The following is a 21,774-nucleotide window of genomic DNA, read 5'->3' as shown; positions in this document are numbered from 1 at the left end:
CGTATTAAAGGTGATGGACTCATCCCTGAGTGCGACACCATTGTGCAGGGTCGCTTGGGCGTCCCTGCTGACGAATAGCAAAATACAGTGCTGGCGTGGCCTGCCCACCGCTGTTGCCCACGGTGGAAATCACCTCACCGGCTTTTACAACGTCGCCGGCAGACTTGAGCAACGTCTGATTGTGGCCATACAAGCTTAAGAAACCATTACCGTGGTCCAGAATCACCAGTTGGCCAGCGCCGCGCAGCCAGTCGGCAAACACCACGCGCCCGCCGTGTACGGCGTGTACCTGGGTGCCGGCACCGGCGCTGATCATCACGCCGTCCCACTTGGTGCGCGAGTCGTCGCCACGGGTTTCACCGAAACGTGCAAGCAGTCGACCATCAACTGGCCATGGAAGTTTGCCCCGGGCTTGAGAAAAAGCACCGCCGTAAGACGCACCTGCGCTGGAGACCAATGGCCCCGGTGTGGATTGCACCGGTTTTCGCGGGGCATCGGTAACGACCGATGCAGCCTCGCGCTGGCGTTTTTTCTCGGCTTCCTGCTGCGCAATCAGGGCTTTTTGCCGCGCCTGCTCGGCTTCGCGGGCCTGGCGGGCGAGGGTTTCTTCGATGGTCTTGAGGACTTTAGCCAGATCGGCCTGATCCTGCTCGCGGGCCTGCAACTTCTGGTCGCGGTCCTTTACGTCGGTATTGAGCTTGGCCAGGACTTGCTGGCGCTCTGCACGCACCTTGTCGAGCTCGGCGCGCTGGGTGTCCAGGCTGCTTTTCTGGGTCAGCAGTTGCGCTTGCTGCAAGTTGATATCGGCCTCGACATTGGCCAGTTGGCGCAGTGTCTCGTTGAAGCCTTTGAGCTGGGCCAGACGGGCTTCGCTCAAGTAGTCGTAATAAGTGAGGGTTCGGGCGAACTTCTCGGGGTTTTGCTGGTTGAGCAACATCTTCAGGTATTCCTGACGCCCACCCTGATAGGCGGCGCGGGCCTGAATGGCGATCAGGCGTTGCTGTTCAAGTTTTGCGCTGTGGAGTTTTTTTTTCTCGCTATCTAGGCGCAGCAGCTCGCCTTCACTCTTTTTTAGTTCTTGTTGCAGGGTTTCAACCTGCTTCTCCAGCTTGCCGATTTCGGTTTCGGTACCGCGCAGGTCTTTCTGCACGCCGGACTTTTCTTCCTGCAGCTTGCCCAGGAGCTTTTTCAGCTCGCTGATATCCTGGCGCGTGGCATCCAGCTGCTGTTGGGTTTGCGCGCGCTCGTCGGCAAACGCCGGTTGGAGCATGCATGCGAGGGTCAAGGCTATAAGGGCGCGAAGCATGGGGCGGGCGACACCTGGGGAACGGGACGGCCTAGTATGCCCGCCCTCGTCACCTATAAGAAATGGATGAAGGTGAAATTGTAGCCGTTGATCCTGTGGGAGCGGGCTTGCTCGCGATAGCATCACCACGCAATGCCTGATGCACCGCGTCGCCGGTATCGCGAGCAAGCCCGCTCCCACAGGCATTGCGTTGTTTTAAGCGTCGACCAGAATCGATTTGCCGGTCATCTCTTGCGGCTGTGGCAGCCCCAGCAGTTTGAGCATGGTGGGTGCCACGTCGGCCAGCACGCCGCCTTCGCGAACTTTGAGCGAGCGCTTTCCTACATAGATAAACGGCACGGGCTCACAGGTGTGGGCGGTATGCGCCTGGCCTGTGGACTCGTCTTCCATCTGCTCCACGTTGCCGTGGTCAGCGGTGATCAGGGCTTCGCCGCCGACCTTGTCCAGTGCTTCCACGATACGGCCCACGCAGGCATCCAGGCATTCAACTGCCTTGACGGCTGCGTCGAATACGCCGCTGTGGCCAACCATATCGCCATTGGCGTAGTTGACCACGATCACGTCATAACGCTGGTTTTCGATGGCATCGACGATATGGTCGGTGACTTCGGGGGCGCTCATTTCCGGTTGCAGGTCGTAGGTGGCGACTTTCGGCGACGGCACCAGAATGCGCTCTTCACCCGGGAACGGCTCTTCACGGCCGCCCGAGAAGAAGAAGGTCACATGGGCATACTTCTCGGTTTCTGCAATGCGCAACTGGGTTTTGCCGTTTTTGGCCAGGTAATCGCCCAGTACGTTTTCCAGGCTGCCGGGCGCGAATGCGCTGGGTGCCGGGATACTGGCAGCGTATTGGGTCAGCATCACGAAACCGGCCAGTTTTGGCTGGCGGGCGCGGGCGAAGGCGTTGAAATCATCTTCAACGAATACGCGGGTCAGCTCGCGGGCGCGGTCGGCGCGGAAGTTCATAAAGACCACGGCGTCGCCGTCTTCCACTTTCACCGGCTCGCCGATGGTCGTGGCTTTGACGAATTCGTCGCTTTCGCCACGTGCGTAGGCAGCTTCCAGGCCTTCCTGGGCGGTAGCGGCGTTGAACTCGCCCTTGCCGTCGACGATCAGGTTGTAGGCCTGCTCTACGCGGTCCCAGCGATTGTCACGGTCCATGGCGAAGTAACGGCCGATCAGGCTGGCGATACGGCCTTTGCCCAGGTCCTTGAACGCTTCGTCCAGCAGTTCAATGGAAGATGAGGCACTTTTTGGCGGGGTGTCGCGGCCATCAAGGAAGGCGTGCAGGTAGATTTTTTCTGCGCCGCGCTTGAATGCCAGCTCGGCCATTGCGATCAGGTGGTCCTGATGGCTGTGAACACCACCATCGGACAGCAGGCCCAGGATGTGCACGGCCTTGCCTGCAGCCACGGCCTTGTCGACCGCGGCGCAAATGGTCGGGTTTTCAAAGAACTCGCCATCGCGGATGGATTTGGTGACACGGGTGAAATCCTGATACACCACGCGGCCGGCGCCCAGGTTCATGTGGCCGACCTCGGAGTTGCCCATCTGGCCGTCAGGCAGCCCGACATCCATGCCCGAACCCGAGATCAGGCCGTTCGGCATGCTCGCGCAAAGACGATCCAGCACCGGTTTCTTGGCCGAATAAACGGCGTTGTATTCGTGACTTTCACTGTGACCGAAGCCATCCAGGATGATCAGGACCAAAGGTTTAGGCGTGGTAGTCATAGATCCCACTCGTGGCTGGTTTATAAGAAGGTATACAGAGGACGCGCAGTTTAAAGCGAAGTTCATGTGGCGTCACCGCCGGGCGGGGTTTGGCCGACCAAGGTGGCTGTGTATACTGGCCCACATTTTACGACCCTGGAACCTTCTGATGGTTGAGCACCTGATTGCATTTGCGACTTCCCACTACCTGCTTGTAGGCGCGTTTGTCATCCTGCTGGCGCTGTTGATCGCCCACGAGATGAGCCGTGGCGGGCGCAGCATCAGCACGGGCGAACTGACCGGCCTGGTCAATCGCGACGAAGGTGTGGTGATTGATATTCGCCCGGCCAAGGATTTTGCCGCCGGCCACATCGTGGGTGCTATTAATATCCCGCAAGACAAACTGATGGCGCGCATTGCCGAGCTGGACAAGCACAAGGGCAAGACCATCATTCTGGTCGACGCTGCCGGCCAGCACTCGGGCGGCCATGCCCGTGAGCTGCTCAAGGCTGGTTACAATGCTGCCAAGCTGTCTGGCGGCATTTCCAGCTGGCGCGCTGACAACCTGCCAGTGGTGAAGTAACTATGTCCAAGGTCATCGTTTACTCCAGCGACTATTGCCCTTATTGCATGCGTGCCAAGGCTCTGCTTGAGAACAAGGGTATTGCCTTCGAAGAGATCAAAGTCGACGGCAAGCCACAGGTACGTGCCGAGATGGCTCAGAAGGCAGGCCGCACGTCGGTTCCGCAAATCTGGATTGGCGACAAGCATGTTGGCGGATGCGATGACCTGTTTGCTCTGGAGCGCGCAGGTAAATTGGATGCGCTGCTGAACGTCTGACTCTCATTCTCTATAAGCCCCAAGATCAACAAGGATCTGTGATGACTGACCAACAGAACACCGCTGCTGTTAGCGATGAAGACACCGCTCCACAATTCTCCCTACAGCGCATCTACGTGCGTGACCTGTCGTTCGAAGCGCCGAAAAGCCCGGCGATCTTCCGCCAGCAGTGGGAACCGAGCGTTGGCCTGGACCTGAACACCCGTCAAAAGCCGCTGGAAGGCGACTTCCACGAAGTGGTTCTGACCCTGTCGGTTACCGTTAAAAACGGCGACGAAGTGGCTTTTATTGCTGAAGTGCAACAGGCTGGCATCTTCCTGATCAAAAACCTTGATCCAGCGTCGATGAACCATACCCTGGGCGCGTTCTGCCCGAACATCCTGTTCCCGTATGCCCGCGAAACCCTGGACAGCCTGGTGACACGTGGCTCGTTCCCTGCGTTGATGCTGGCTCCGGTGAACTTCGATGCCCTGTACGCGCAAGAACTGCAGCGCATGCAGGAAGAAGGCAGCCCGACTGTTCAATAAACAGCCGATTGCCAAAAAAAAGCGCCTGAGGGCGCTTTTTTTGTGTGTGGGAGCGGGCTTGCTCGCGATTGAATCGCTGCGGTGCAACAGGTACATCGCGTAGCTTTCATCGCGGGCAAGCCCGCTCCCACAGGGTGTGTGTTTACTTGAAGCCTAGCTGGCGCCAGGCCTCATACACGGCGACCGCTACGGTGTTAGACAGATTCAGGCTGCGGCAGCCTTCGCGCATAGGCAGGCGCAGGCGGTGATCGCCGTCCAGGCTGTCGAGCACTTCGGGCGACAGGCCACGGCTTTCAGGGCCGAAGAGAAAAGCATCGCCCTCGGCAAACTGCACGTCGTGGAACGGCCTGGAGCCTTTGGTGGTAAAGGCGAACAGGCGCGGATGGCCCAGGCTTTCCAGGCAACTGGCCAGGTCGGCATGACGCTTGAGCGGCGCATACTCGTGGTAATCGAGCCCGGCACGGCGCAAGCGCTTGTCGTCCAGCTCAAAACCGATAGGCTCGATCAAATGCAGGTGGCAGCCGCTGTTGGCGCACAGCCTGATAATGTTGCCGGTATTCGGCGGAATTTCTGGTTGAAAAAGGATGACGTGAAACATGCACGGCTCCGAACTTAAAGATGGACAGCATTCTACGCTTGAAGAGGACCCGCGACCGAAACTATGGCCACGGGTTTTAGGTTCTTTGGCGATAGTCGGTGTGATGGTGGGGATGATGATCGGTCGATTGACCGCGCCAAACCCTGTGGAGCTGCAGCAGGTGGACGTGCTGCCCGGCGGCCTGGTGGTGTGGTTCAGCGCCGAGCCCAAGCTGCATGGTGAGCTGGTCGACGGCACGCTGGGGTTGCTGTTTGATGCCAGGGGCAAGGTGCAGAGCGGCCAGTTGACGTTTAACGGCAAGAGCGTGAACTGGCGGGTGCGTGATACGGATGGCGGGTTGCTGCTGACCCTGGTGGCGGCCCGTGCCTTGAAGGGCGACTGGGCCGGGGCGTCGCAAGATGGACGCTGGCGGTTGCAGGTAAACCTGCGAGAGTAATAAAAGAGGGAATTCCAGCCTGCCTGTACCGGGTTCCCCAAAAGCGCTGTGCGCGTTGATGCAAAAGGCATCAAGGCTGCGGTGTAAAAGTGGGGAGTCTTGACCTGCCTGTATCAAGGTCCCCTAAAGCGGTGTTGCGTGTAATAGGTATTGCAGGGCGCGTGCCAGTTTTTGATTTTTTGTAAAAATTGCCCCTTGAGTACGCAAAAGCCCCGGAATCCGGGGCTTTTGTTTGGGGGCTGATTTTGTTCCCGGGTTTGGCGAAAACCCTTGAGCTAGAGCTGTGCACGATATTGGGGCGGGTTGCTTGAGGGTGGTGCGGTCAGATCAAGAGCCCCTAACCCTCTTCCGCAGGGAAAGGGGACTAAAGGCAAAAGCAGATTTATGAAACACCACCCATCAGCTCCCTCTCCCTCCGGGAGAGGGTTGGGTGAGGGCGCTTTTGAACGGCTTCAAGCCTCGTCGCCCTCATCCTCGTCGCCATCGATCTTCATGCCCAGTTCCTTGATCTTGCGGGTCAAGGTATTGCGGCCCCAGCCCAACAGCACGGCAGCGTCGCGACGGCGGCCTGCGGTGTGCTTGAGCGCCGTCTCGATCATGATCCGCTCAAAGGTCGGCACTGCACTGTCGAGCAGGTTGGACTGGCCACGCCCCAGCGCCTGGTCAGCCCACTGGCGCAGTGCCTGCTCCCAGTTGGTGACAGGGGAGGCGTCCTGTTGCAGGTTGAGCAACTCGGGAGGCAGGTCGCCGATATGCACTTCGCGACCCGAAGCCATCACCGTGATCCAGCGGCAGGTGTTCTCCAGCTGGCGCACGTTGCCTGGCCAGGGCAGGTTTTTCAGGTACTGCTCGGTCTCGGCCTTGAGCAGTTTTGGCTCTACGGACAGTTCTTGCGCGGCGCTGCTGAGAAAGTGCCGGGCCAGGGTCGGGATGTCTTCGCGGCGGTCTGACAGGCGCGGAATATGGATGCGGATTACGTTCAGACGGTGGAACAGGTCTTCACGAAACTTGCCGGCCTGCACCAGGGTTTCAAGGTTCTGGTGTGTGGCTGCGATGATGCGAACATCGACCTTGACCGGCGTGTGCCCGCCAACCCGGTAGAACTCGCCATCGGCCAGTACCCGCAGCAACCGGGTTTGGGTGTCCGCCGGCATGTCGCCGATCTCATCGAGGAACAGGGTGCCGCCATCGGCCTGCTCAAAACGGCCCCGGCGCAGGTTTGCAGCGCCAGTGAAAGCGCCTTTTTCATGGCCGAATAGCTCGGATTCCATGAGGTCCTTGGGGATCGCAGCCATGTTCAATGCGATAAATGGCGACGCGGCCCGCGGGCTGTGGCGGTGCAGGGCGTGGGCCACCAGCTCTTTGCCGGTACCTGATTCACCGTTGATCAGCACCGTGATGTTGGAGTGGCTCAGGCGGCCAATGGCACGAAACACCTCTTGCATCGCCGGGGCTTCGCCGATGATTTCCGGCGTCGGGGCCAGCGTCGGCGCCACGGCCAGGCCTTGCTGTTCCTGGGCGTGCTGGTTGGCGCGCTTGACCAGAGACACGGCGTCATCGACATCAAACGGCTTGGGCAGGTATTCGAATGCGCCGCCCTGATAGGACGCTACCGCGCTGTCCAGATCGGAATGAGCGGTCATGATGATGACCGGCAGGCGCGGGTGCTGTTCGCGGATTTTGGCGAGCAGGTCCAGACCGCTGGAGCCGGGCATGCGGATATCGGAAATGATCACGTCAGGCTGTTGGCGAGCCAGTCGGCTCATGACCCCATCGGCACTGTCGAAACTTTGTGTGGTCATGCCTTCCTGTTGCAAGGCTTTTTCCAGTACCCAGCGGATTGAACGGTCGTCGTCGACGATCCACACGGTTTCACTTCGGCTCATGTCGATGCGGCTCCTTGTTCCAGTGGTAGAAAGATCGAGAAGAGTGTGTGGCCGGGGTGGCTTTCACACTCGATCAACCCCTGGTGCTGACTGATGATGTTTTGCGTGATGGCCAGGCCAAGCCCGGTACCGTCCGGGCGGCCGCTGACCATCGGGAAAAACAGGGTGTCTTGCAGCTCGAACGGTATGCCCGGGCCGTTGTCGATAATTTCGATTTTTGTCACCAGCCGGTGGCGTATGTGGCCAATGGTGAACTGGCGCATGGCGCGGGTGCGCAGGCTGATGCGGCCCAGGCGCAGCTCATTCTGGCTGCCGATGGCCTGCATGGCGTTGCGCACGATATTGAGTACTGCCTGGATCATCTGTTCACGGTCGATCAGCAGGTCAGGCAGGCTGGGGTCATAGTCACGCACCAAAGTGATGCTGCCCTGGGTCTCGGCCTCGACCAGGTTGCACACGCGCTCCAGTACTTCGTGGACGTTGGTCATGGCCAGCGACGGCAGTTTGTTGGAACCCAGCATCCGGTCGACCAGATTACGCAGGCGATCTGCTTCTTCGATGATGACGTTGGTGTAGTCGCGCAGGTTTTCGTCGGGCAATTGCCGGGCCAACAGCTGGGCCGCACCGCGAATGCCTCCCAGAGGGTTCTTTATCTCGTGGGCCAGGCCGCGCACCAGCATCTTGCTGGTTTCTTGCTTGGACAGCTGGGCTTCTTCTTTGGTGATGCGCAGCAGACGGTCGCGGGGGTGTACCTCAAGCAACAGCATGGTGCCGCCATTGCTCAAGATGGGCGTTACGGCATAGTCCACCGTCAGGTTCTGGCCCGTCAGCGAGGTCAGCATGGCTTCGCGTTTGGTAAACGGGTGCGCTTGCTCAACTGCCTGGCGCAGCGAGTGCAGAGCCTCGGTGGACTCCGTAAAGAGCTCGCTGATGAACTGGCCGTGACTGCGTTGACCGCTGATCGCCAACAGCATCTCTGCCGCCGGGTTCATGTACTCAAGGCGCAAATCAGCATTGAGTAAAAGCGTGGCAGTGGTCAGGTTGTCGAGTAACAGTCGGTGCAGGGCGTCACTGATGGTCATGGGCCGATCCCGGATTGCGTGCGCGGTGAAGCGCTGGTGCAAGGAAAATGCAAAAACCAAACCAAGGCTCCGAAAAGAAGCGTCGCTCCCCTGAAATAGGCGTTTACAAGCTGGGCGCATATCGCCGCAGCCCGGCATGCGAGTGTTTATGAACCAAATTGGGCTGGTAAGTGCACTATCAAACTATAGTCGCACCAATATAGTGCAATTTAGATGAATGGATTCAGTTGCCTGAAAATGTGCGCTGGATATTTGCTATGGGTGCAGCCAGAGGTTGTGTGCCGCGTTCGAGCGCACACCGGTCATAAGCCCCGAGTGCGCGATGCGACACAGGCAGCGCCCACTCTGAGGTGACCACCGTTTTGCGTTTCGAACGCAGCTTCCGGTACCTGCTACGGGCCTTGCGTGGTTAATGGGACAGTGGCATGCCGGGCGTGCCTGCATAGAACACGATCAGTTCTACCGGGGCCTTGCCGCTGGTGCCTCGATGGGAAGTATTGACCATCTCGGGCAGTACCTGGCCAGGTTTGAGCGTGGTTTTGTGCATGCCGTCTTCGGTTTCGACCAGCAGTTCACCAGCGACCACGTAGGCGATATTGGGCATGGGGTGCGTGTGCCATTTCAGTGCGGTGTTGGCCGGGAGTGTGATTTTGACCACGGTGAATTCCGGCTTGCCGTCCGGCCAGGTGTAAGGGGTGCCTGTCCAGGATTGGCCTGTCTTGAGCAGTTGTTCGACCGTTACCGCAGTAGGTGAACTGTTGCAGCCCAGCATGAGCAGGCAGGCGCATGCCAGCAGCAGGGTTTTGAGGGCGAGTAAGGGGTGCATGTCAGTCTCCATTGGTTGAGTGGCGACAAACTACCGGTCACTCAGCAGGGTGGCTGTCAGGTGCAGGCACGAATCCAGAAGCTCTGATCCGATGCTTGTGTAAGACGGCGCCCACAAAAAAGCCTCCCGAAGGAGGCTTTTTCAAATCACGCCGCTTGCGCAGGCGTCACCGGATTAGCAGCTGTAGTACAGCTCGTATTCCAGTGGGTGTACGAAGGTACGAACCTGGATTTCTTCTTCGCTTTTCAGGGCGATGTACGCGTCGATGAAGTCGTCGCTGAAAACGCCGCCTTTGGTCAGGAACGCGCGACCTTTGTCCAGTTCCTCCAGGGCCTCTTTCAGGCTGCCGCACACTTGCGGGATCTCTTTGGCTTCTTCAGGCGGCAGGTCATACAGGTTTTTGTCCGCTGCGTCGCCAGGGTGGATCTTGTTCTGGATACCGTCCAGACCAGCCATCATCAGTGCCGCGAAGCACAGGTACGGGTTGGCTGCCGGATCCGGGAAGCGTGCTTCGATACGGCGAGCTTTAGGGCTGGACACGTAAGGAATACGGATCGAAGCCGAACGGTTGCGAGCCGAGTAGGCCAGCATTACCGGTGCTTCGAAGCCTGGTACCAGACGCTTGTAGGAGTTGGTAGCCGGGTTGGTGAAGCCGTTCAGGGCCTTACCGTGCTTGATGATACCGCCGATGAAGAACAGGGCAGTGTCGGACAGGCCGGCATAGCCTTCGCCTGCGAAGGTGTTCTTGCCATCTTTGGAGATGGACATGTGAACGTGCATACCCGAGCCGTTATCGCCGTACAGAGGCTTTGGCATGAAGGTAGCGGTACGGCCGTAGGCATCTGCCACGTTGTGTACGCAGTATTTCAGGGTCTGAACTTCGTCAGCCTTTTTCACCAGGGTGTTGAACTGCACGCCGATTTCGTTCTGGCCAGCAGTTGCCACTTCGTGGTGGTGAACTTCGATAACCAGGCCCATCTCTTCCATGGCGTTGCACATGGAGGTACGGATTTCGTGGTCATGGTCGAACGGCGGAACCGGGAAATAACCGCCTTTGACGCCAGGACGGTGGCCTTTGTTGCCGCCTTCCACGTCCTGGTCGGACATCCACGAACCCTGTTCGGAGTAGATCTTGAACATGGAGCCGGAAATGTCGGACTTGAACTTCACCTGGTCAAAGATGAAGAACTCTGGCTCCGGGCCAACGAAAACGGTGTCGCCGATACCGGTGGACTTCAGGTATTCCTCGGCACGGGTAGCGATGGCGCGTGGGTCGCGGTCATAGCCTTGCATGGTCGACGGTTCGATGATGTCGCACACCAGGATCAGCGTAGGCTGTTCGGTGAACGGGTCCAGAACAGCCGTGCTGTCGTCTGGCAGCAGGATCATGTCGGACGCTTCGATGCCTTTCCAGCCAGCAATGGAGGAGCCGTCGAACATTTTGCCGTCGGTGAAGAAGTTTTCATCCAGCGCATCACGGGCCGGCATGGTCACGTGGTGCTGAGTGCCTTTGGTATCAGTGAAGCGCAGATCAATCCACTTGACGTCATGATCTTTGATGAGTTGAACCGACTTCGACATAGTGTCCTCCGGGGTGGCTTAGGGCTGGTAGTGGAATGCCCTTAATAAGTGGTTGATGCCGGCGCGAATACTCTGCCAAGGCAACCTGCCTCACAAGGGAGCAAATTGCATGCCAGTGCCCCGACTTGGGCGTAATGCGCCAATCTCAAGCAGGTAAGCGGGGCAGACTACCGATTAGCCGCGTTTATCGCACCCAAATGAAGCGAAATCTGGCGTTTATGTTCTATTTTGGTGCGATGAAAACCGTTTGTACGATAACTGGTTAAACCTTGAGCAATTTCCGCTATAATCCGCGCCCCCCTTTTTTGGCAGGCTGCTCGCGCGCTGTTTTCATGAAACTAATCGTTAAAGTCTTCCCCGAAATCACTATCAAGAGCCGTCCGGTTCGGATGCGTTTCGTCCGTCAATTGGCCAAAAACATCCGTACTGTGCTCCGCGATCTGGACCCGGCTGTGGTGGTGACGGGCGTGTGGGACAACATCGAGCTGCAAACGCGCGTAAGTGACCCTAAAGCCTTGAAAGAAATGACCGAACGCCTGAGCTGCATGCCGGGCATCGCGCATTTTCTGCAGGTTGACGAGTACCCGTTGGGCGACTTCGACGACATCGTTGAAAAGTGCAAATTGCACTTCGGCGATGCGCTGGCGGGCAAGATCTTTTCGGTGCGTTGCAAGCGCGCCGGCAAGCACCCGTTTACCTCGATGGAAGTCGAGAAATACGTCGGCAGCAAGCTGCGTCGTGAGTGCGGTGCGGCCGGAATCGAGCTGAAAAAGCCAGAAATCGAAGTTCGAATTGAAATTCGCGACCAACGGTTGTTTGTGATTCACAACCAGCACGACAGTATTGGTGGCTACCCGTTGGGTTCGCTCGAGCAGACCCTGGTACTGATGTCCGGTGGTTTCGATTCTACCGTGGCGGCCTACCAGATCATGCGTCGCGGCCTCATGAGCCATTTCTGCTTCTTCAACCTGGGCGGACGTGCCCATGAACTGGGCGTGATGGAAGTCGCGCACTATATATGGAAGAAGTACGGCAGCTCCCAGCGCGTGCTGTTTGTGAGCGTTCCGTTCGAAGAAGTTTTGGGCGAAATTCTCGGCAAAGTCGATAACAGTCATATGGGCGTCATTTTGAAGCGTATGATGTTGCGCGCTGCAACGCGTATTGCCGAACGCCTCGATATCGAAGTGCTGGTGACCGGTGAAGCGATTTCCCAGGTGTCGAGCCAGACGCTGCCCAACTTGTCGCTGATTGATTCGGCTACAGACAAGCTGGTGTTGCGCCCGCTGATCGCCAGCCACAAGCAGGACATCATCGATCTGGCAGAAGAAATCGGTACGGCCGACTTCGCCAAGCATATGCCTGAATATTGCGGGGTGATTTCGGTCAACCCCAAGACCCACGCCAAGCGCAACCGCGTGGAGTATGAAGAACAACAGTTTGATATGGCCGTGCTTGAGCGTGCGCTCGCGCGGGCCAAACTGGTGCCGATTGATCGGGTAATCGATGAATTGGGCCAGGACTTGCAAGTCGAAGAAGTCAGCGAAGTGCTGGCGGGCCAGATCGTAATCGACATCCGTCACCCGGATGCTCAGGAAGATCAACCGCTGGAACTGGCTGGCATCGAAGTACAAGCGTTGCCGTTCTATGCTTTGAACAGCCGCTTCAAGGAACTGGATGACACCCGTCAGTACCTGTTGTATTGCGACAAAGGCGTGATGAGTCGCCTGCATGCTCACCATTTGCTCAGTGAGGGACATGCCAATGTGCGCGTTTATCGACCGAGCTAAGAGCCCGGGGCTGTATGCCTGTGGCCTGCGTCACCGGCCCCCCGACGCCGCCGTCAAGCTGTAACGGCTTGCACGGACTCTACTGTTAATCGCTGCCTGGACTCAGTCAGCACACCGAATCCTCTGATCGAGATACACAAGTGATCGAAAATCTACGTAACATCGCCATCATTGCTCACGTTGACCACGGTAAAACCACCCTGGTAGACAAACTCTTGCGTCAATCCGGCACCCTGGAGCGCAACGAGCTTAACGACGAACGCGTAATGGACTCCAACGACCAGGAGAAAGAGCGCGGTATTACCATTCTGGCGAAAAACACCGCCATCAACTGGAACGGCTACCACATCAACATCGTGGATACCCCGGGCCACGCCGACTTCGGCGGCGAAGTTGAACGCGTAATGTCGATGGTTGACTCCGTTCTGCTGCTGGTTGACGCTCAAGACGGCCCTATGCCGCAAACCCGTTTCGTGACCAAGAAGGCTTTCGAAGCCGGCCTGCGTCCAATCGTGGTCATCAACAAGGTTGACCGTCCGGGCGCACGTCCGGACTGGGTTCTGGACCAGATCTTCGATCTGTTCGACAACCTGGGTGCTACCGAAGAACAGCTGGACTTCAAAGTGGTTTACGCCTCTGCCCTGAACGGTATTGCTGGTCTTGACCACACCGACATGGCTGAAGACATGACCCCGCTGTACCAGTCGATTGTCGACAACGTACCAGCACCAGCCGTAGACCGTGACGGTCCGTTCCAGATGCAAATCTCGGCACTGGACTACAACAGCTTCCTGGGCATTATCGGTGTTGGCCGTATCGCTCGTGGTCGCGTCAAGCCGAACACCCCGGTTGTTGCCATCGACGCTGACGGCAAGCGCCGCAACGGTCGTATCCTGAAGCTGATGGGTCACCACGGTCTGCACCGTGTAGACGTTGAAGAAGCTTCGGCAGGCGACATCGTTTGCATCAGCGGTATGGATTCGCTGTTCATCTCCGACACCCTGTGTGATCCGATGAACGTTGAAGCGATGAAGCCGTTGACCGTTGACGAGCCAACCGTTTCCATGACCTTCCAGGTAAACGACTCGCCTTTCTGCGGTAAAGAAGGCAAGTTCGTGACTTCCCGTAACATCAAGGAACGTCTGGACAAAGAGCTGCTGTACAACGTTGCTCTGCGCGTTGAAGAAGGCGACTCGGCTGACAAATTCAAAGTATCGGGCCGTGGCGAGCTGCACTTGTCCGTACTGATCGAAACCATGCGTCGTGAAGGCTTCGAAATGGGCGTTGGTCGTCCAGAAGTGATCATCCGCCTGGTTGACGGCGTCAAGCACGAACCGTTCGAAAACGTCACCATCGACCTGCCTGAAGAATCTCAGGGCAAGGTGATGGAAGAGATGGGTCTGCGTAAGGGCGACCTGACCAACATGGTGCCGGATGGCAAAGGCCGTGTGCGTCTGGAATACAACATCCCTGCTCGTGGTCTGATCGGTTTCCGTAACCAGTTCCTGACCCTGACCAACGGTGCTGGCATCCTGACCTCGATCTTCGACCGTTACGACGTGATGAAGTCGGGCCACATGTCCGGCCGTCAGAACGGCGTTCTGGTATCGGTTGAAACTGGCAAGGCGCTGACCTACTCCCTGGAAACCCTGCAGGCGCGTGGCAAGCTGTTCGTTGAGCACGGTCAAGAGATCTACAACGGTCAGATCGTTGGTCTGAACAGCCGTGACACCGACATGGGCGTTAACCCTACCAAGGGCAAGAAGCTCGACAACATGCGTGCTTCGGGTAAAGACGAAACCATCGCTCTGGTTCCACCTGTTCGCTTCACTCTGGAACAGGCTCTGGAATTCATCCAGGACGACGAGCTGTGCGAAGTGACTCCTAAGTCCATCCGTCTTCGTAAGAAGATCCTGGACGAAGGCGAGCGTACCCGCGCTGCTAAAAAGGCCAAAAACTAAGTTACTTAGTTAGCGGTTACAAAAACGCCCCCGACCTTGCGGTCGGGGGCGTTTTTTTATGGTCGGGATTTGACTCGTTCATCGCTGCCCGTGCTGCGGCGAGCGCGGTCTGTCAGGTCATTTGCGTACAGGCCATCGCGGGCAAGCCCGGCTCCCACAGGGGGCTGTGGTAATTGTGGGAGCGGGCTTGCCCGCGAAACGATCTGTCAGTCGATTCTGCGCTGCAGGTTAAAAATCCATCAGCTTGACGCTGCTGTTCTTGCGCTCAACGGCCTTGGGCACATACGCGCAGTAACCTGGGCGCGGGCCAATCCGCGGATGGTTGCGGCAGGTATCCGGGCGAATCTCATAAATCGTGCACATGCGCGATTTGCGGTCCAGGTACAGGCAGTCGTTATTGCTCATGCGCTGCAGGGTGAAAATCCCGGACTTCTGGTTGAAGCGCTCAACGATCCCTTCCTTTTGCAGGCGCTTGGCGATGTTCTTCGGCGGGTCGCCCATCTCGAACTCGTCAACGATGCCGATGCGGATCAGGTCTTTGATTTTGACCTCGACCGGCAAGGTGCAGCAGCTGGAAATGCAGGAGCCGCACATGGGCGCGGAGTATTTGGCCCAGGTATCGAGACGGTCGATTTCCGCGGCGGCGATCAGGTTGGACTTCATCAGACTTGTATTCCAGCGTGCATCAGGGCGCGCGATCATACCGGGGTTGCTGAAGGAGTGAACAACCATTTGCCGGTTTTTCGATCAGAGCCATGTTTTAAAGCGTTCAACTGCGAATGTGCCTCGTTTTGGGGCGGCATTCACTTTGTCAGCTTTTTTTAAATAATCGCCGAAAAAAGCCCGAATCAAAGCACTTTGTTTCTGTTGAAGCGTCTAGGCTGACACCACTCGCTCTTCAAATCGCCCCATCTCGATTGAGGTTGTATCGATGCCCCAGGAACCGCTTGTTCGTGACGCACAGGTGGCGGCTTTCCGTGCCGCTGTAGTAGCCAAGCTGACTTACGCGGTGGGTAAGGACCCGGAACACGCGTTTGACCATGACTGGTTTGAGGCCATAGCCCTGGCCGCCCGCGACCATATGGTCGAGCACTGGATGGACAGCACCCGGCAGATTTATCGCAAGGACCAGAAACGGGTGTACTACCTGTCGCTGGAGTTTCTGATCGGTCGCCTGCTGTACGACAGCCTGAGCAACCTGGGGTTGCTGGAGGTGGCGCGTGAGGCACTGGGCGAGCTTGGCGTGGATCTGGAGCGCATCCGTGTCCTGGAGCCGGACGCGGCCCTTGGTAATGGTGGCCTGGGTCGGCTGGCGGCGTGCTTTATGGAAAGCATGTCGACCCTGGGCATTGCCGCCCACGGCTATGGCATCCGCTATGAGCACGGGCTGTTTCGCCAGAGCATTGTCGATGGCTGGCAGCAGGAACAAACCGAGAACTGGCTGGATTTCGGCAACCCGTGGGAGTTCGAGCGTGCTGAAGTGCTGTACTCGGTGGGTTTTGGCGGTTCGGTTGAAACCAAACAGGATGAACAAGGCCAGCTGCGGCAGATCTGGTGGCCGGGCGAGACGGTGCGGGCTATTGCCTATGACACGCCTGTTGTGGGCTGGCGCGGGGCCAGCGTCAACACCCTGCGTCTGTGGCGGGCGAGGGCCCTGCACGATCTGAACCTGGGCCGCTTCAACGCAGGCGATCATTTGGGGGCGGTGGCCGAAGTGGTACGGGCCGAGAGCATCTCCCGCGTGCTGTACCCGGCTGACAGCAACGAGGCTGGCCAGGAGCTGCGTCTGCGCCAGGAATTCTTCTTTGTCTCGGCCTCGTTGCAAGACCTGCTGCGCCGCCATCTGCACGTCCATGAGACGCTGCTGAACCTGGCCGAGCATGTGTCGATCCAGCTCAACGACACCCACCCCTCGATCGCCGTGGCCGAGCTGATGCGTATCCTGGTTGATGAGCACGGCATTGAATGGCATGCGGCGTGGCAGGTCACCGTCGACACCTTGTCCTATACCAACCACACGTTGCTTCCGGAAGCGCTGGAAACCTGGCCTGTGGGCTTGATGGAGCGGCTGTTGCCGCGCCATATGCAGATCATCTACCTGATTAACGCACACCATATCGATGCGCTGCGGGCCAAGGGCATTCATGATTTTGACGTGTTGCGTGCCGTTTCGCTGATCGAGGAAGACCACGGCCGCCGGGTACGCATGGGCAACCTGGCATTTCTCGGTTCCCACAGCGTCAATGGCGTTTCCGGGCTGCATACGCAATTGATGCGCAGCACCGTGTTCGCCGAGTTGCACAAGCTCTACCCGGAGCGCATCAACAACAAAACCAACGGCGTGACCTTCCGCCGCTGGCTGTTCCAGGCCAACCCGCCATTGACCGCCATGCTGGTGGATGTGCTGGGCCCGGATGTGCTTGATGAAACCGAACACAAACTGATCAGGCTGGAGCCTTTTGCCGAGCGCTCCGATTTTCGCAAACGCTTCGCCGAACAGCGCCTGCAAAGCAAATGCACCCTGGCGGCGCTGATTTATGAGCGCCTGGGGGTCGTGGTCAACCCTGAAGCCCTGTTCGATGTGCAGGTCAAACGGATTCACGAGTACAAGCGCCAACTGCTCAACCTGATGCACACCGTAGCGCTGTATCAGGCCATTCGGGCCGAGCCGGGCAACCAATGGGTGCCACGGGTGAAGATTTTTGCCGGCAAGTCGGCGGCCAGTTATGAACAGGCCAAACTCATCATCAAACTGGCCAATGACATCGCCCGTACCGTCAACAACGATCCCACCGTACGCGGTCTGCTCAAGGTGGTGTTTATCCCCAACTACAACGTCAGCCTGGCCGAAAGCATCATTCCGGCGGCTGACTTGTCCGAACAGATCTCCACGGCAGGCTACGAAGCGTCGGGCACCAGCAACATGAAGTTCGGCCTTAACGGCGCGCTGACCATTGGCACAATGGATGGCGCCAACGTCGAAATGTGCGAGCGGGTGGGTGCCGACAATATGTTTATCTTTGGTCTGAGCTCGCAGCAGGTCGAAGCGCGAAAACGCAATGGCGAGTTCCATGCAGCACCGGATGTCGCGGCCTCACACAGGCTCAATGACGTGTTGCAGGCGATTCGTGGCGGGGTGTTCTCCCACGACGACCCTGCGCGCTACACCGGCCTGGTGGATTCGCTGATCGAATATGACCGGTTCCTGGTGTGTGCCGACTTCGATGCCTACTGGGATGCCCAGATGCGCGTGGAGCACCTGTGGCACGACAGGGAAGAGTGGTGGCGCAAATCCGTGTTGAACACGGCACGCATGGGCTGGTTCTCATCGGACCGGACCATTCGCGAATACGCGACCGAGATCTGGAAAGCGTTGTAGGAAGTTTCACGCGCTGTGGGAGCGGGCTTGCTCGCGATGCAGGCGACGCGGTTGAGCTGAAAACCGCGTGGCCTGCATCGCGAGCAAGCCCGCTCCCACAGGGTCTCTGGTGGCTGTTTTGGAACCCGTTCGGCCAGTTCTGAGTCTGATTAGAAGATTTGCACGGCAACACGCGCTAAACTGCGCGGGTTTTTCGCCCCCTCCCCCTTGTTCGGAGCCTTACATGTCCCGCGTTACCCTGAGTCGCTATTTGATCGAGCAGACCCGCAGCAACAACACGCCTGCTGATTTGCGTTTCCTCATCGAAGTGGTGGCGCGTGCTTGCAAAGAGATCAGCCACGCCGTATCCAAAGGCGCCCTGGGTGGTGTTCTGGGCAGCATGGGCACCGAAAACGTGCAAGGTGAAGTGCAGAAGAAGCTCGATGTGATCTCCAACGAGATCCTGCTTGAAGCCAACGAATGGGGCGGTCACCTGGCCGGCATGGCGTCCGAAGAAATGGACAATGCCTACCAGATCCCGGGCAAATACCCGAAAGGCGCGTACCTGCTGGTATTCGACCCGCTGGACGGCTCGTCGAACATCGACATCAACGCACCAGTTGGCACTATCTTCTCGGTACTGCGTTGCCCGAACGAATACCTGACCCAGAACGAACCTTTGAATGAAAAGGCCTTCCTGCAGCCAGGCACTCAGCAAGTCGCTGCCGGTTACGCCATCTACGGCCCGCAGACCATGCTGGTTCTGACCCTGGGCGACGGCGTCAAAGGCTTTACCCTGGACCGCGAAATGGGCAGCTTCGTACTGACCCACGAAGACATCACCATTCCTGACGCTACCCAGGAATTTGCCATCAACATGTCCAACCAGCGTCACTGGGAAGCCCCGGTACAGCGCTACGTTGACGAACTGCTGGCAGGTGAAGAAGGTCCGTTGAAAAAGAATTTCAACATGCGCTGGATTGCCGCCATGGTTGCCGACGTGCACCGTATCCTGACCCGCGGTGGTCTGTTCATGTACCCGCGCGACAGCCGTGAGCCGTCTAAGCCGGGCAAATTGCGTTTGATGTACGAAGCCAACCCGATGTCGTTCCTGGTGGAACAGGCTGGCGGCGCATCGACTGATGGCCATCAGCGCATTCTCGACATCCAGCCAGAAGGCCTGCACCAGCGCGTAGCCGTGTACCTGGGTTCGAAAGAAGAAGTCGCACGCATCACCGCTTACCACAAAGCGTAAGCCCCTGTGGGAGCGGGCTTGCTCGCGATAGCATCGACCCGGTATGTCAGGCATACCGGGTTGCCTGTATCGCAAGCAAGCCCGTTCCCACTGTTGTTATCCCTCCTGAAATAAATCCCTGCGTCCTGCGGGAACCAGCCTGCGCTTTTCTCTTCTAAGCTTGGATCAAGCGGCACTGCCGACTTTCTTTCTCAGGAGCTTTCCATGAAGTTGCGTTCTCTGGCGTTGTTGTCGTTCTGTGTCTTGCTGGCCGCGTGCAGCAAAATCAATCAGCAAAACTACTCGAAACTGTCGACCGGCATGACCAAGGCCGAAGTCGAGCAGTTGCTGGGCACCCCGACCGATTGCTCCGGCGCGCTGGGCATGTCGAGCTGCACCTGGGGCGATCAGAAGAGCTTTATCAGCGTGCAGTACGCAGGCGACAAAGTGCTGATTTTCTCTGGCCAGGGTTTGAAGTAAGACCGATCAGGAGCGTTTACGATGAAACGTCTTTTAGTCAGTCTCGGGGCTGCGCTGTTATTGGGCGGGTGTGCAAGTTCCAGCAGCGATTCGCTGGCGCCCAACACCGTCTCCAGTGTCGACCTCAAGCGCTATCAGGGCACCTGGTATGAATTGGCGCGATTACCGATGTTCTTTCAGCGCAATTGCGCGCAGTCCGAAGCCCATTACAGCTTGAAGCCGGATGGCGACGTGGCGGTGTTGAACCGTTGCCGCACCGCAGAGGGCAAGTGGGAGGAGGCCAGGGGCACGGCAACGCCGCAAGTGGAGGGCAAGACCGACAAGCTGTGGGTCGAGTTCGATAATTGGGTATCGACCCTTTTGCCGGGTGTGACCAAGGGCGATTACTGGGTGTTGTACCTGGGCGACAACTACAGCACGGCGCTGGTAGGCAATCCCGACCGTAAATACTTGTGGTTGCTGTCGCGTAAACCGCAGGTTGATCAGCAAACCCGTGACGAGTTGCTCAGCAAGGCTCAGCAGCAAGGCTATGACACCACACGCTTGATCTGGCGCACGCCGGATGCGGACATGCCCAAGGGCACGAAGTAAGGCAGGAATGTCCCTCAGCAGGCGCTGAGGGACACAGGCCGGGCGCTTAAGCGCGCAGCAGGGTCTTCCAGGCGCGGTTCTGGTACACGGCGATGGCTTGCTGCTTGCGGGCGTTGAGCAGTTCGTCGTTGCTCTCGGCGTCTTCAGAAATCGGCAGGTTGGCCAGTTCCTGCAGCTTGTTCATCTCGCCGTACAGACGGTCCAGTTCCGGGATTTCCAGCACGTTACGCGCCAGACGCAGCCAGGCCTGAATACGCTCGATGCGCGGCAGTTGCTCGGCCAGGTCTTCGGGTTGCTGCTGGTAGCGGTTCAGACGCAAGGCAATCGCTTCGTCCGACAACAACCGTGGCAACCAGCTTTGCAGCTGCGCAGCGCCCTGGCGGTTGCCCCGGGTGGTGCCACGGTCCACAGTCCAGCTGCGCTCCATCAACCAGCGCGAAGTGTTCAGGGAGAACTGGCCCCAGCGCGGGTCTTCCAGTTCCTCGAGGAACTGCTCCGGTGCGGCTTTGCGCACATCTTCGTCGTCCTGACCGATCTGCACCAGCGGGCGCCAGTCTTCCAGCAGGGCGTCCAGCGCAGCGCGCAAGGCGCTGGTGGACTGACGTGGTGCGGCTTGACCCAGGCTGCTGACCAGTGCACGCAGGTCGATCAATTGCTGAACCCAGTCTTGCAGCAAACGCCAGTGGCCATTGAAGCGATACTGCTCGGCCAGGCGCTGGCTATTGCCCAGCAAGTGCCAGGCCAGGGCGGCGAAGGCATCGTCCAGGGGTGTTTCTGGCGTCAGCACCGGGGCTGGCAGGGTGACGGCGTAGCTGTTGGCGTCGAACAGGCGATAGCCGCGCTCGGCCTTGCTGATATCACACGGCATCAGGGCTAGCTTCTCGGCCAGTTCGGCGGCCAGTTCCAGCAGGGCAGACGGCTCGCCTTCGCGCAGTTCGAGCTCCAGCTCGCAGATTTCTTCCTTCTGCTTGCCGGCAATCACATGGCCCAGGTCCAGAGCGGCTTCGATGACCACTTTGGCTTTGCCACGGCCCCAGGAAATTTCAGCACGTTCGCGTACGAAATCCGTGGTGAAAATGGGCTTGAGAGTTTTTTTGTCCAGCTCGGCCAGCTCTTGTGGCCAGCATTCGCCGTCGAGCTTCTTGATGTCGAGCTTGGCTTTGGGCAGGTTCCAGTCGTACTCGTTGCGTACGGACAGGCCAGCAACGCTTTCGCCGCGGGTCTTGAGGGTCTGGATCACGTCTTCGCCATCACGGCGCAGGCGCAGGGCAACCTTGGCCTTGGCCAGGTCGCGCTCAGGTGTATCGAAGTACTGGTTCAACAACTCACGGCTTTCCCAGCCACTTTTGTTGCGCTTTTTCAGCAAAGGGTGCTCGCGCAAGGCGGCGAGGGTTTCGCGGCTGACGCGCAGTTTGATTTCGGTTTCTTTTTGCATGGCCGGAAAATCCAGGAACGGTTGCGCAGCCGGGAAAAAGTGTGGCTGCCAAGGCCGTGCAGTGTACAGGACTCGCCGCCCCGGCGGGCCGCGAGGGTTTATTCTGCGGCGCAGATAGCTCTATGATGGGCCTCGC

General features: G+C 58.3%; 19 protein-coding genes. 10 read left to right on the top strand and 9 right to left on the bottom strand.

Going from position 1 to position 21,774, the window contains the following annotated elements:
• Nucleotides 1–19: 19 nt before the first annotated feature.
• Nucleotides 20–1,306, bottom strand: a complete 1,287-nt coding sequence (locus tag HBN79_RS01740) for a murein hydrolase activator EnvC (protein ID WP_095000788.1) — start codon at nt 1,304–1,306, stop codon at nt 20–22.
• Between the two features lie 195 nt (nt 1,307–1,501).
• A complete protein-coding gene (gene gpmI / locus HBN79_RS01735) occupies nt 1,502–3,037 on the bottom strand; it encodes a 2,3-bisphosphoglycerate-independent phosphoglycerate mutase (protein ID WP_095017755.1) in 1,536 nt (511 codons plus the stop codon).
• Nucleotides 3,038–3,185: 148 nt separating this feature from the next.
• On the opposite strand from gpmI, the gene HBN79_RS01730 reads away from it, so the two are divergent.
• Genes HBN79_RS01730 through secB form a run of 3 tightly spaced genes read left to right on the top strand, consistent with a single transcriptional unit; the run spans nt 3,186 to nt 4,383 of the window.
• Nucleotides 3,186–3,599 carry a rhodanese-like domain-containing protein gene (locus HBN79_RS01730; RefSeq protein WP_086799305.1) on the top strand — a complete coding sequence of 138 codons (414 nt, stop codon included), beginning with the start codon at nt 3,186–3,188 and terminating at the stop codon, nt 3,597–3,599.
• 2 nt (nt 3,600–3,601) lie between these two features.
• Entirely contained in the window at nt 3,602–3,856 is a 255-nt protein-coding gene (grxC, locus tag HBN79_RS01725) for a glutaredoxin 3 (protein WP_095000790.1), read from the top strand.
• Between the two features lie 41 nt (nt 3,857–3,897).
• Nucleotides 3,898–4,383, top strand: coding sequence for a protein-export chaperone SecB (gene secB, locus HBN79_RS01720; protein WP_003438592.1), 486 nt, complete (start codon nt 3,898–3,900; stop codon nt 4,381–4,383).
• A gap of 142 nt (nt 4,384–4,525) precedes the next feature.
• Here secB and HBN79_RS01715 read toward each other — a convergent pair whose 3' ends face one another.
• A complete protein-coding gene (locus tag HBN79_RS01715) occupies nt 4,526–4,981 on the bottom strand; it encodes a tRNA (cytidine(34)-2'-O)-methyltransferase (protein WP_169916165.1) in 456 nt (151 codons plus the stop codon).
• Between HBN79_RS01715 and HBN79_RS01710 the strand changes: the two genes are divergently transcribed.
• Entirely contained in the window at nt 4,980–5,417 is a 438-nt protein-coding gene (locus tag HBN79_RS01710; RefSeq protein ID WP_169916164.1) for a hypothetical protein, read from the top strand. The genes HBN79_RS01715 and HBN79_RS01710 overlap by 2 nt on opposite strands.
• Nucleotides 5,418–5,869: 452 nt before the next feature.
• On the opposite strand, the gene ntrC is transcribed toward HBN79_RS01710, so the two are convergent.
• The 4 genes from ntrC to glnA all read right to left on the bottom strand — a co-directional run bounded on the left by ntrC (nt 5,870) and on the right by glnA (nt 10,792).
• Nucleotides 5,870–7,303: a nitrogen regulation protein NR(I) gene (ntrC, locus tag HBN79_RS01705; RefSeq protein ID WP_088378458.1), complete on the bottom strand. Its 1,434-nt coding sequence runs from the start codon at nt 7,301–7,303 to the stop codon at nt 5,870–5,872.
• Nucleotides 7,300–8,385, bottom strand: coding sequence for a nitrogen regulation protein NR(II) (gene glnL / locus HBN79_RS01700; protein WP_095000793.1), 1,086 nt, complete (start codon nt 8,383–8,385; stop codon nt 7,300–7,302). The genes ntrC and glnL overlap by 4 nt, the downstream gene beginning before the upstream one ends.
• Before the next feature lie 409 nt (nt 8,386–8,794).
• Entirely contained in the window at nt 8,795–9,211 is a 417-nt protein-coding gene (locus HBN79_RS01695; RefSeq protein WP_095023767.1) for a cupin domain-containing protein, read from the bottom strand.
• A 174-nt stretch (nt 9,212–9,385) separates the two neighbouring features.
• Complete coding sequence (glnA, locus tag HBN79_RS01690) at nt 9,386–10,792, bottom strand: glutamate--ammonia ligase (RefSeq protein WP_095000795.1); 1,407 nt, start codon at nt 10,790–10,792, stop codon at nt 9,386–9,388.
• Between the two features lie 332 nt (nt 10,793–11,124).
• Here glnA and thiI point away from each other — a divergent pair, with 332 nt between their 5' ends.
• Nucleotides 11,125–12,579: a tRNA uracil 4-sulfurtransferase ThiI gene (gene thiI, locus HBN79_RS01685; protein ID WP_169916163.1), complete on the top strand. Its 1,455-nt coding sequence runs from the start codon at nt 11,125–11,127 to the stop codon at nt 12,577–12,579.
• Nucleotides 12,580–12,719: 140 nt separating this feature from the next.
• Nucleotides 12,720–14,540 carry a translational GTPase TypA gene (gene typA / locus HBN79_RS01680; protein ID WP_016783126.1) on the top strand — a complete coding sequence of 607 codons (1,821 nt, stop codon included), beginning with the start codon at nt 12,720–12,722 and terminating at the stop codon, nt 14,538–14,540.
• A gap of 228 nt (nt 14,541–14,768) precedes the next feature.
• Here the strand turns inward: typA and HBN79_RS01675 are convergent, their stop codons facing one another.
• Nucleotides 14,769–15,206 (bottom strand): YkgJ family cysteine cluster protein, encoded by a 438-nt coding sequence (locus HBN79_RS01675; protein ID WP_095001087.1) that lies wholly within the window; start codon nt 15,204–15,206, stop codon nt 14,769–14,771.
• A gap of 265 nt (nt 15,207–15,471) precedes the next feature.
• Here HBN79_RS01675 and HBN79_RS01670 point away from each other — a divergent pair, with 265 nt between their 5' ends.
• From HBN79_RS01670 to HBN79_RS01655, 4 genes are all read left to right on the top strand, one after another.
• Nucleotides 15,472–17,919, top strand: coding sequence for a glycogen/starch/alpha-glucan phosphorylase (locus HBN79_RS01670; RefSeq protein ID WP_095000797.1), 2,448 nt, complete (start codon nt 15,472–15,474; stop codon nt 17,917–17,919).
• A 223-nt stretch (nt 17,920–18,142) separates the two neighbouring features.
• On the top strand, nt 18,143–19,153 hold the full coding sequence (locus HBN79_RS01665; protein ID WP_016783129.1) for a class 1 fructose-bisphosphatase: 1,011 nt from the start codon (nt 18,143–18,145) through the stop codon (nt 19,151–19,153).
• A 204-nt stretch (nt 19,154–19,357) separates the two neighbouring features.
• The gene (bamE, locus tag HBN79_RS01660; RefSeq protein WP_016783130.1) at nt 19,358–19,612 is read left to right on the top strand and encodes an outer membrane protein assembly factor BamE; all 255 of its coding nucleotides are present in this window, start codon (nt 19,358–19,360) and stop codon (nt 19,610–19,612) included.
• A 21-nt stretch (nt 19,613–19,633) separates the two neighbouring features.
• A complete protein-coding gene (locus HBN79_RS01655; RefSeq protein WP_095000798.1) occupies nt 19,634–20,203 on the top strand; it encodes a lipocalin family protein in 570 nt (189 codons plus the stop codon).
• Nucleotides 20,204–20,249: 46 nt separating this feature from the next.
• On the opposite strand, the gene HBN79_RS01650 is transcribed toward HBN79_RS01655, so the two are convergent.
• Nucleotides 20,250–21,638 (bottom strand): CYTH domain-containing protein, encoded by a 1,389-nt coding sequence (locus HBN79_RS01650; protein ID WP_095000799.1) that lies wholly within the window; start codon nt 21,636–21,638, stop codon nt 20,250–20,252.
• Nucleotides 21,639–21,774: the final 136 nt, after the last annotated feature.

Origin of the sequence: Pseudomonas sp. WS 5051 (assembly GCF_012985715.1) — a bacterium.
GTDB classification, from domain to species: Bacteria; Pseudomonadota; Gammaproteobacteria; order Pseudomonadales; family Pseudomonadaceae; genus Aquipseudomonas; species Aquipseudomonas bubulae.
The sequence above is the reverse complement of the archived record's forward strand: the minus strand, read 5'-3'. Positions and strand labels throughout refer to the sequence as shown.

Coding starts and splice junctions, on each gene's coding strand:
- grxC (WP_095000790.1), top strand. CDS start 3,602: ATGTCCAAGGTCATCGTTTACTCCAGCGACTATTGCCCTTATTGCATG.
- thiI (WP_169916163.1), top strand. CDS start 11,125: ATGAAACTAATCGTTAAAGTCTTCCCCGAAATCACTATCAAGAGCCGT.
- HBN79_RS01655 (WP_095000798.1), top strand. CDS start 19,634: ATGAAACGTCTTTTAGTCAGTCTCGGGGCTGCGCTGTTATTGGGCGGG.
- gpmI (WP_095017755.1), bottom strand. CDS start 3,037: ATGACTACCACGCCTAAACCTTTGGTCCTGATCATCCTGGATGGCTTC.
- HBN79_RS01730 (WP_086799305.1), top strand. CDS start 3,186: ATGGTTGAGCACCTGATTGCATTTGCGACTTCCCACTACCTGCTTGTA.
- HBN79_RS01715 (WP_169916165.1), bottom strand. CDS start 4,981: ATGTTTCACGTCATCCTTTTTCAACCAGAAATTCCGCCGAATACCGGC.
- glnL (WP_095000793.1), bottom strand. CDS start 8,385: ATGACCATCAGTGACGCCCTGCACCGACTGTTACTCGACAACCTGACC.
- bamE (WP_016783130.1), top strand. CDS start 19,358: ATGAAGTTGCGTTCTCTGGCGTTGTTGTCGTTCTGTGTCTTGCTGGCC.
- HBN79_RS01710 (WP_169916164.1), top strand. CDS start 4,980: ATGCACGGCTCCGAACTTAAAGATGGACAGCATTCTACGCTTGAAGAG.
- secB (WP_003438592.1), top strand. CDS start 3,898: ATGACTGACCAACAGAACACCGCTGCTGTTAGCGATGAAGACACCGCT.
- HBN79_RS01670 (WP_095000797.1), top strand. CDS start 15,472: ATGCCCCAGGAACCGCTTGTTCGTGACGCACAGGTGGCGGCTTTCCGT.
- HBN79_RS01665 (WP_016783129.1), top strand. CDS start 18,143: ATGTCCCGCGTTACCCTGAGTCGCTATTTGATCGAGCAGACCCGCAGC.
- ntrC (WP_088378458.1), bottom strand. CDS start 7,303: ATGAGCCGAAGTGAAACCGTGTGGATCGTCGACGACGACCGTTCAATC.
- HBN79_RS01650 (WP_095000799.1), bottom strand. CDS start 21,638: ATGCAAAAAGAAACCGAAATCAAACTGCGCGTCAGCCGCGAAACCCTC.
- glnA (WP_095000795.1), bottom strand. CDS start 10,792: ATGTCGAAGTCGGTTCAACTCATCAAAGATCATGACGTCAAGTGGATT.
- HBN79_RS01695 (WP_095023767.1), bottom strand. CDS start 9,211: ATGCACCCCTTACTCGCCCTCAAAACCCTGCTGCTGGCATGCGCCTGC.
- HBN79_RS01740 (WP_095000788.1), bottom strand. CDS start 1,306: ATGCTTCGCGCCCTTATAGCCTTGACCCTCGCATGCATGCTCCAACCG.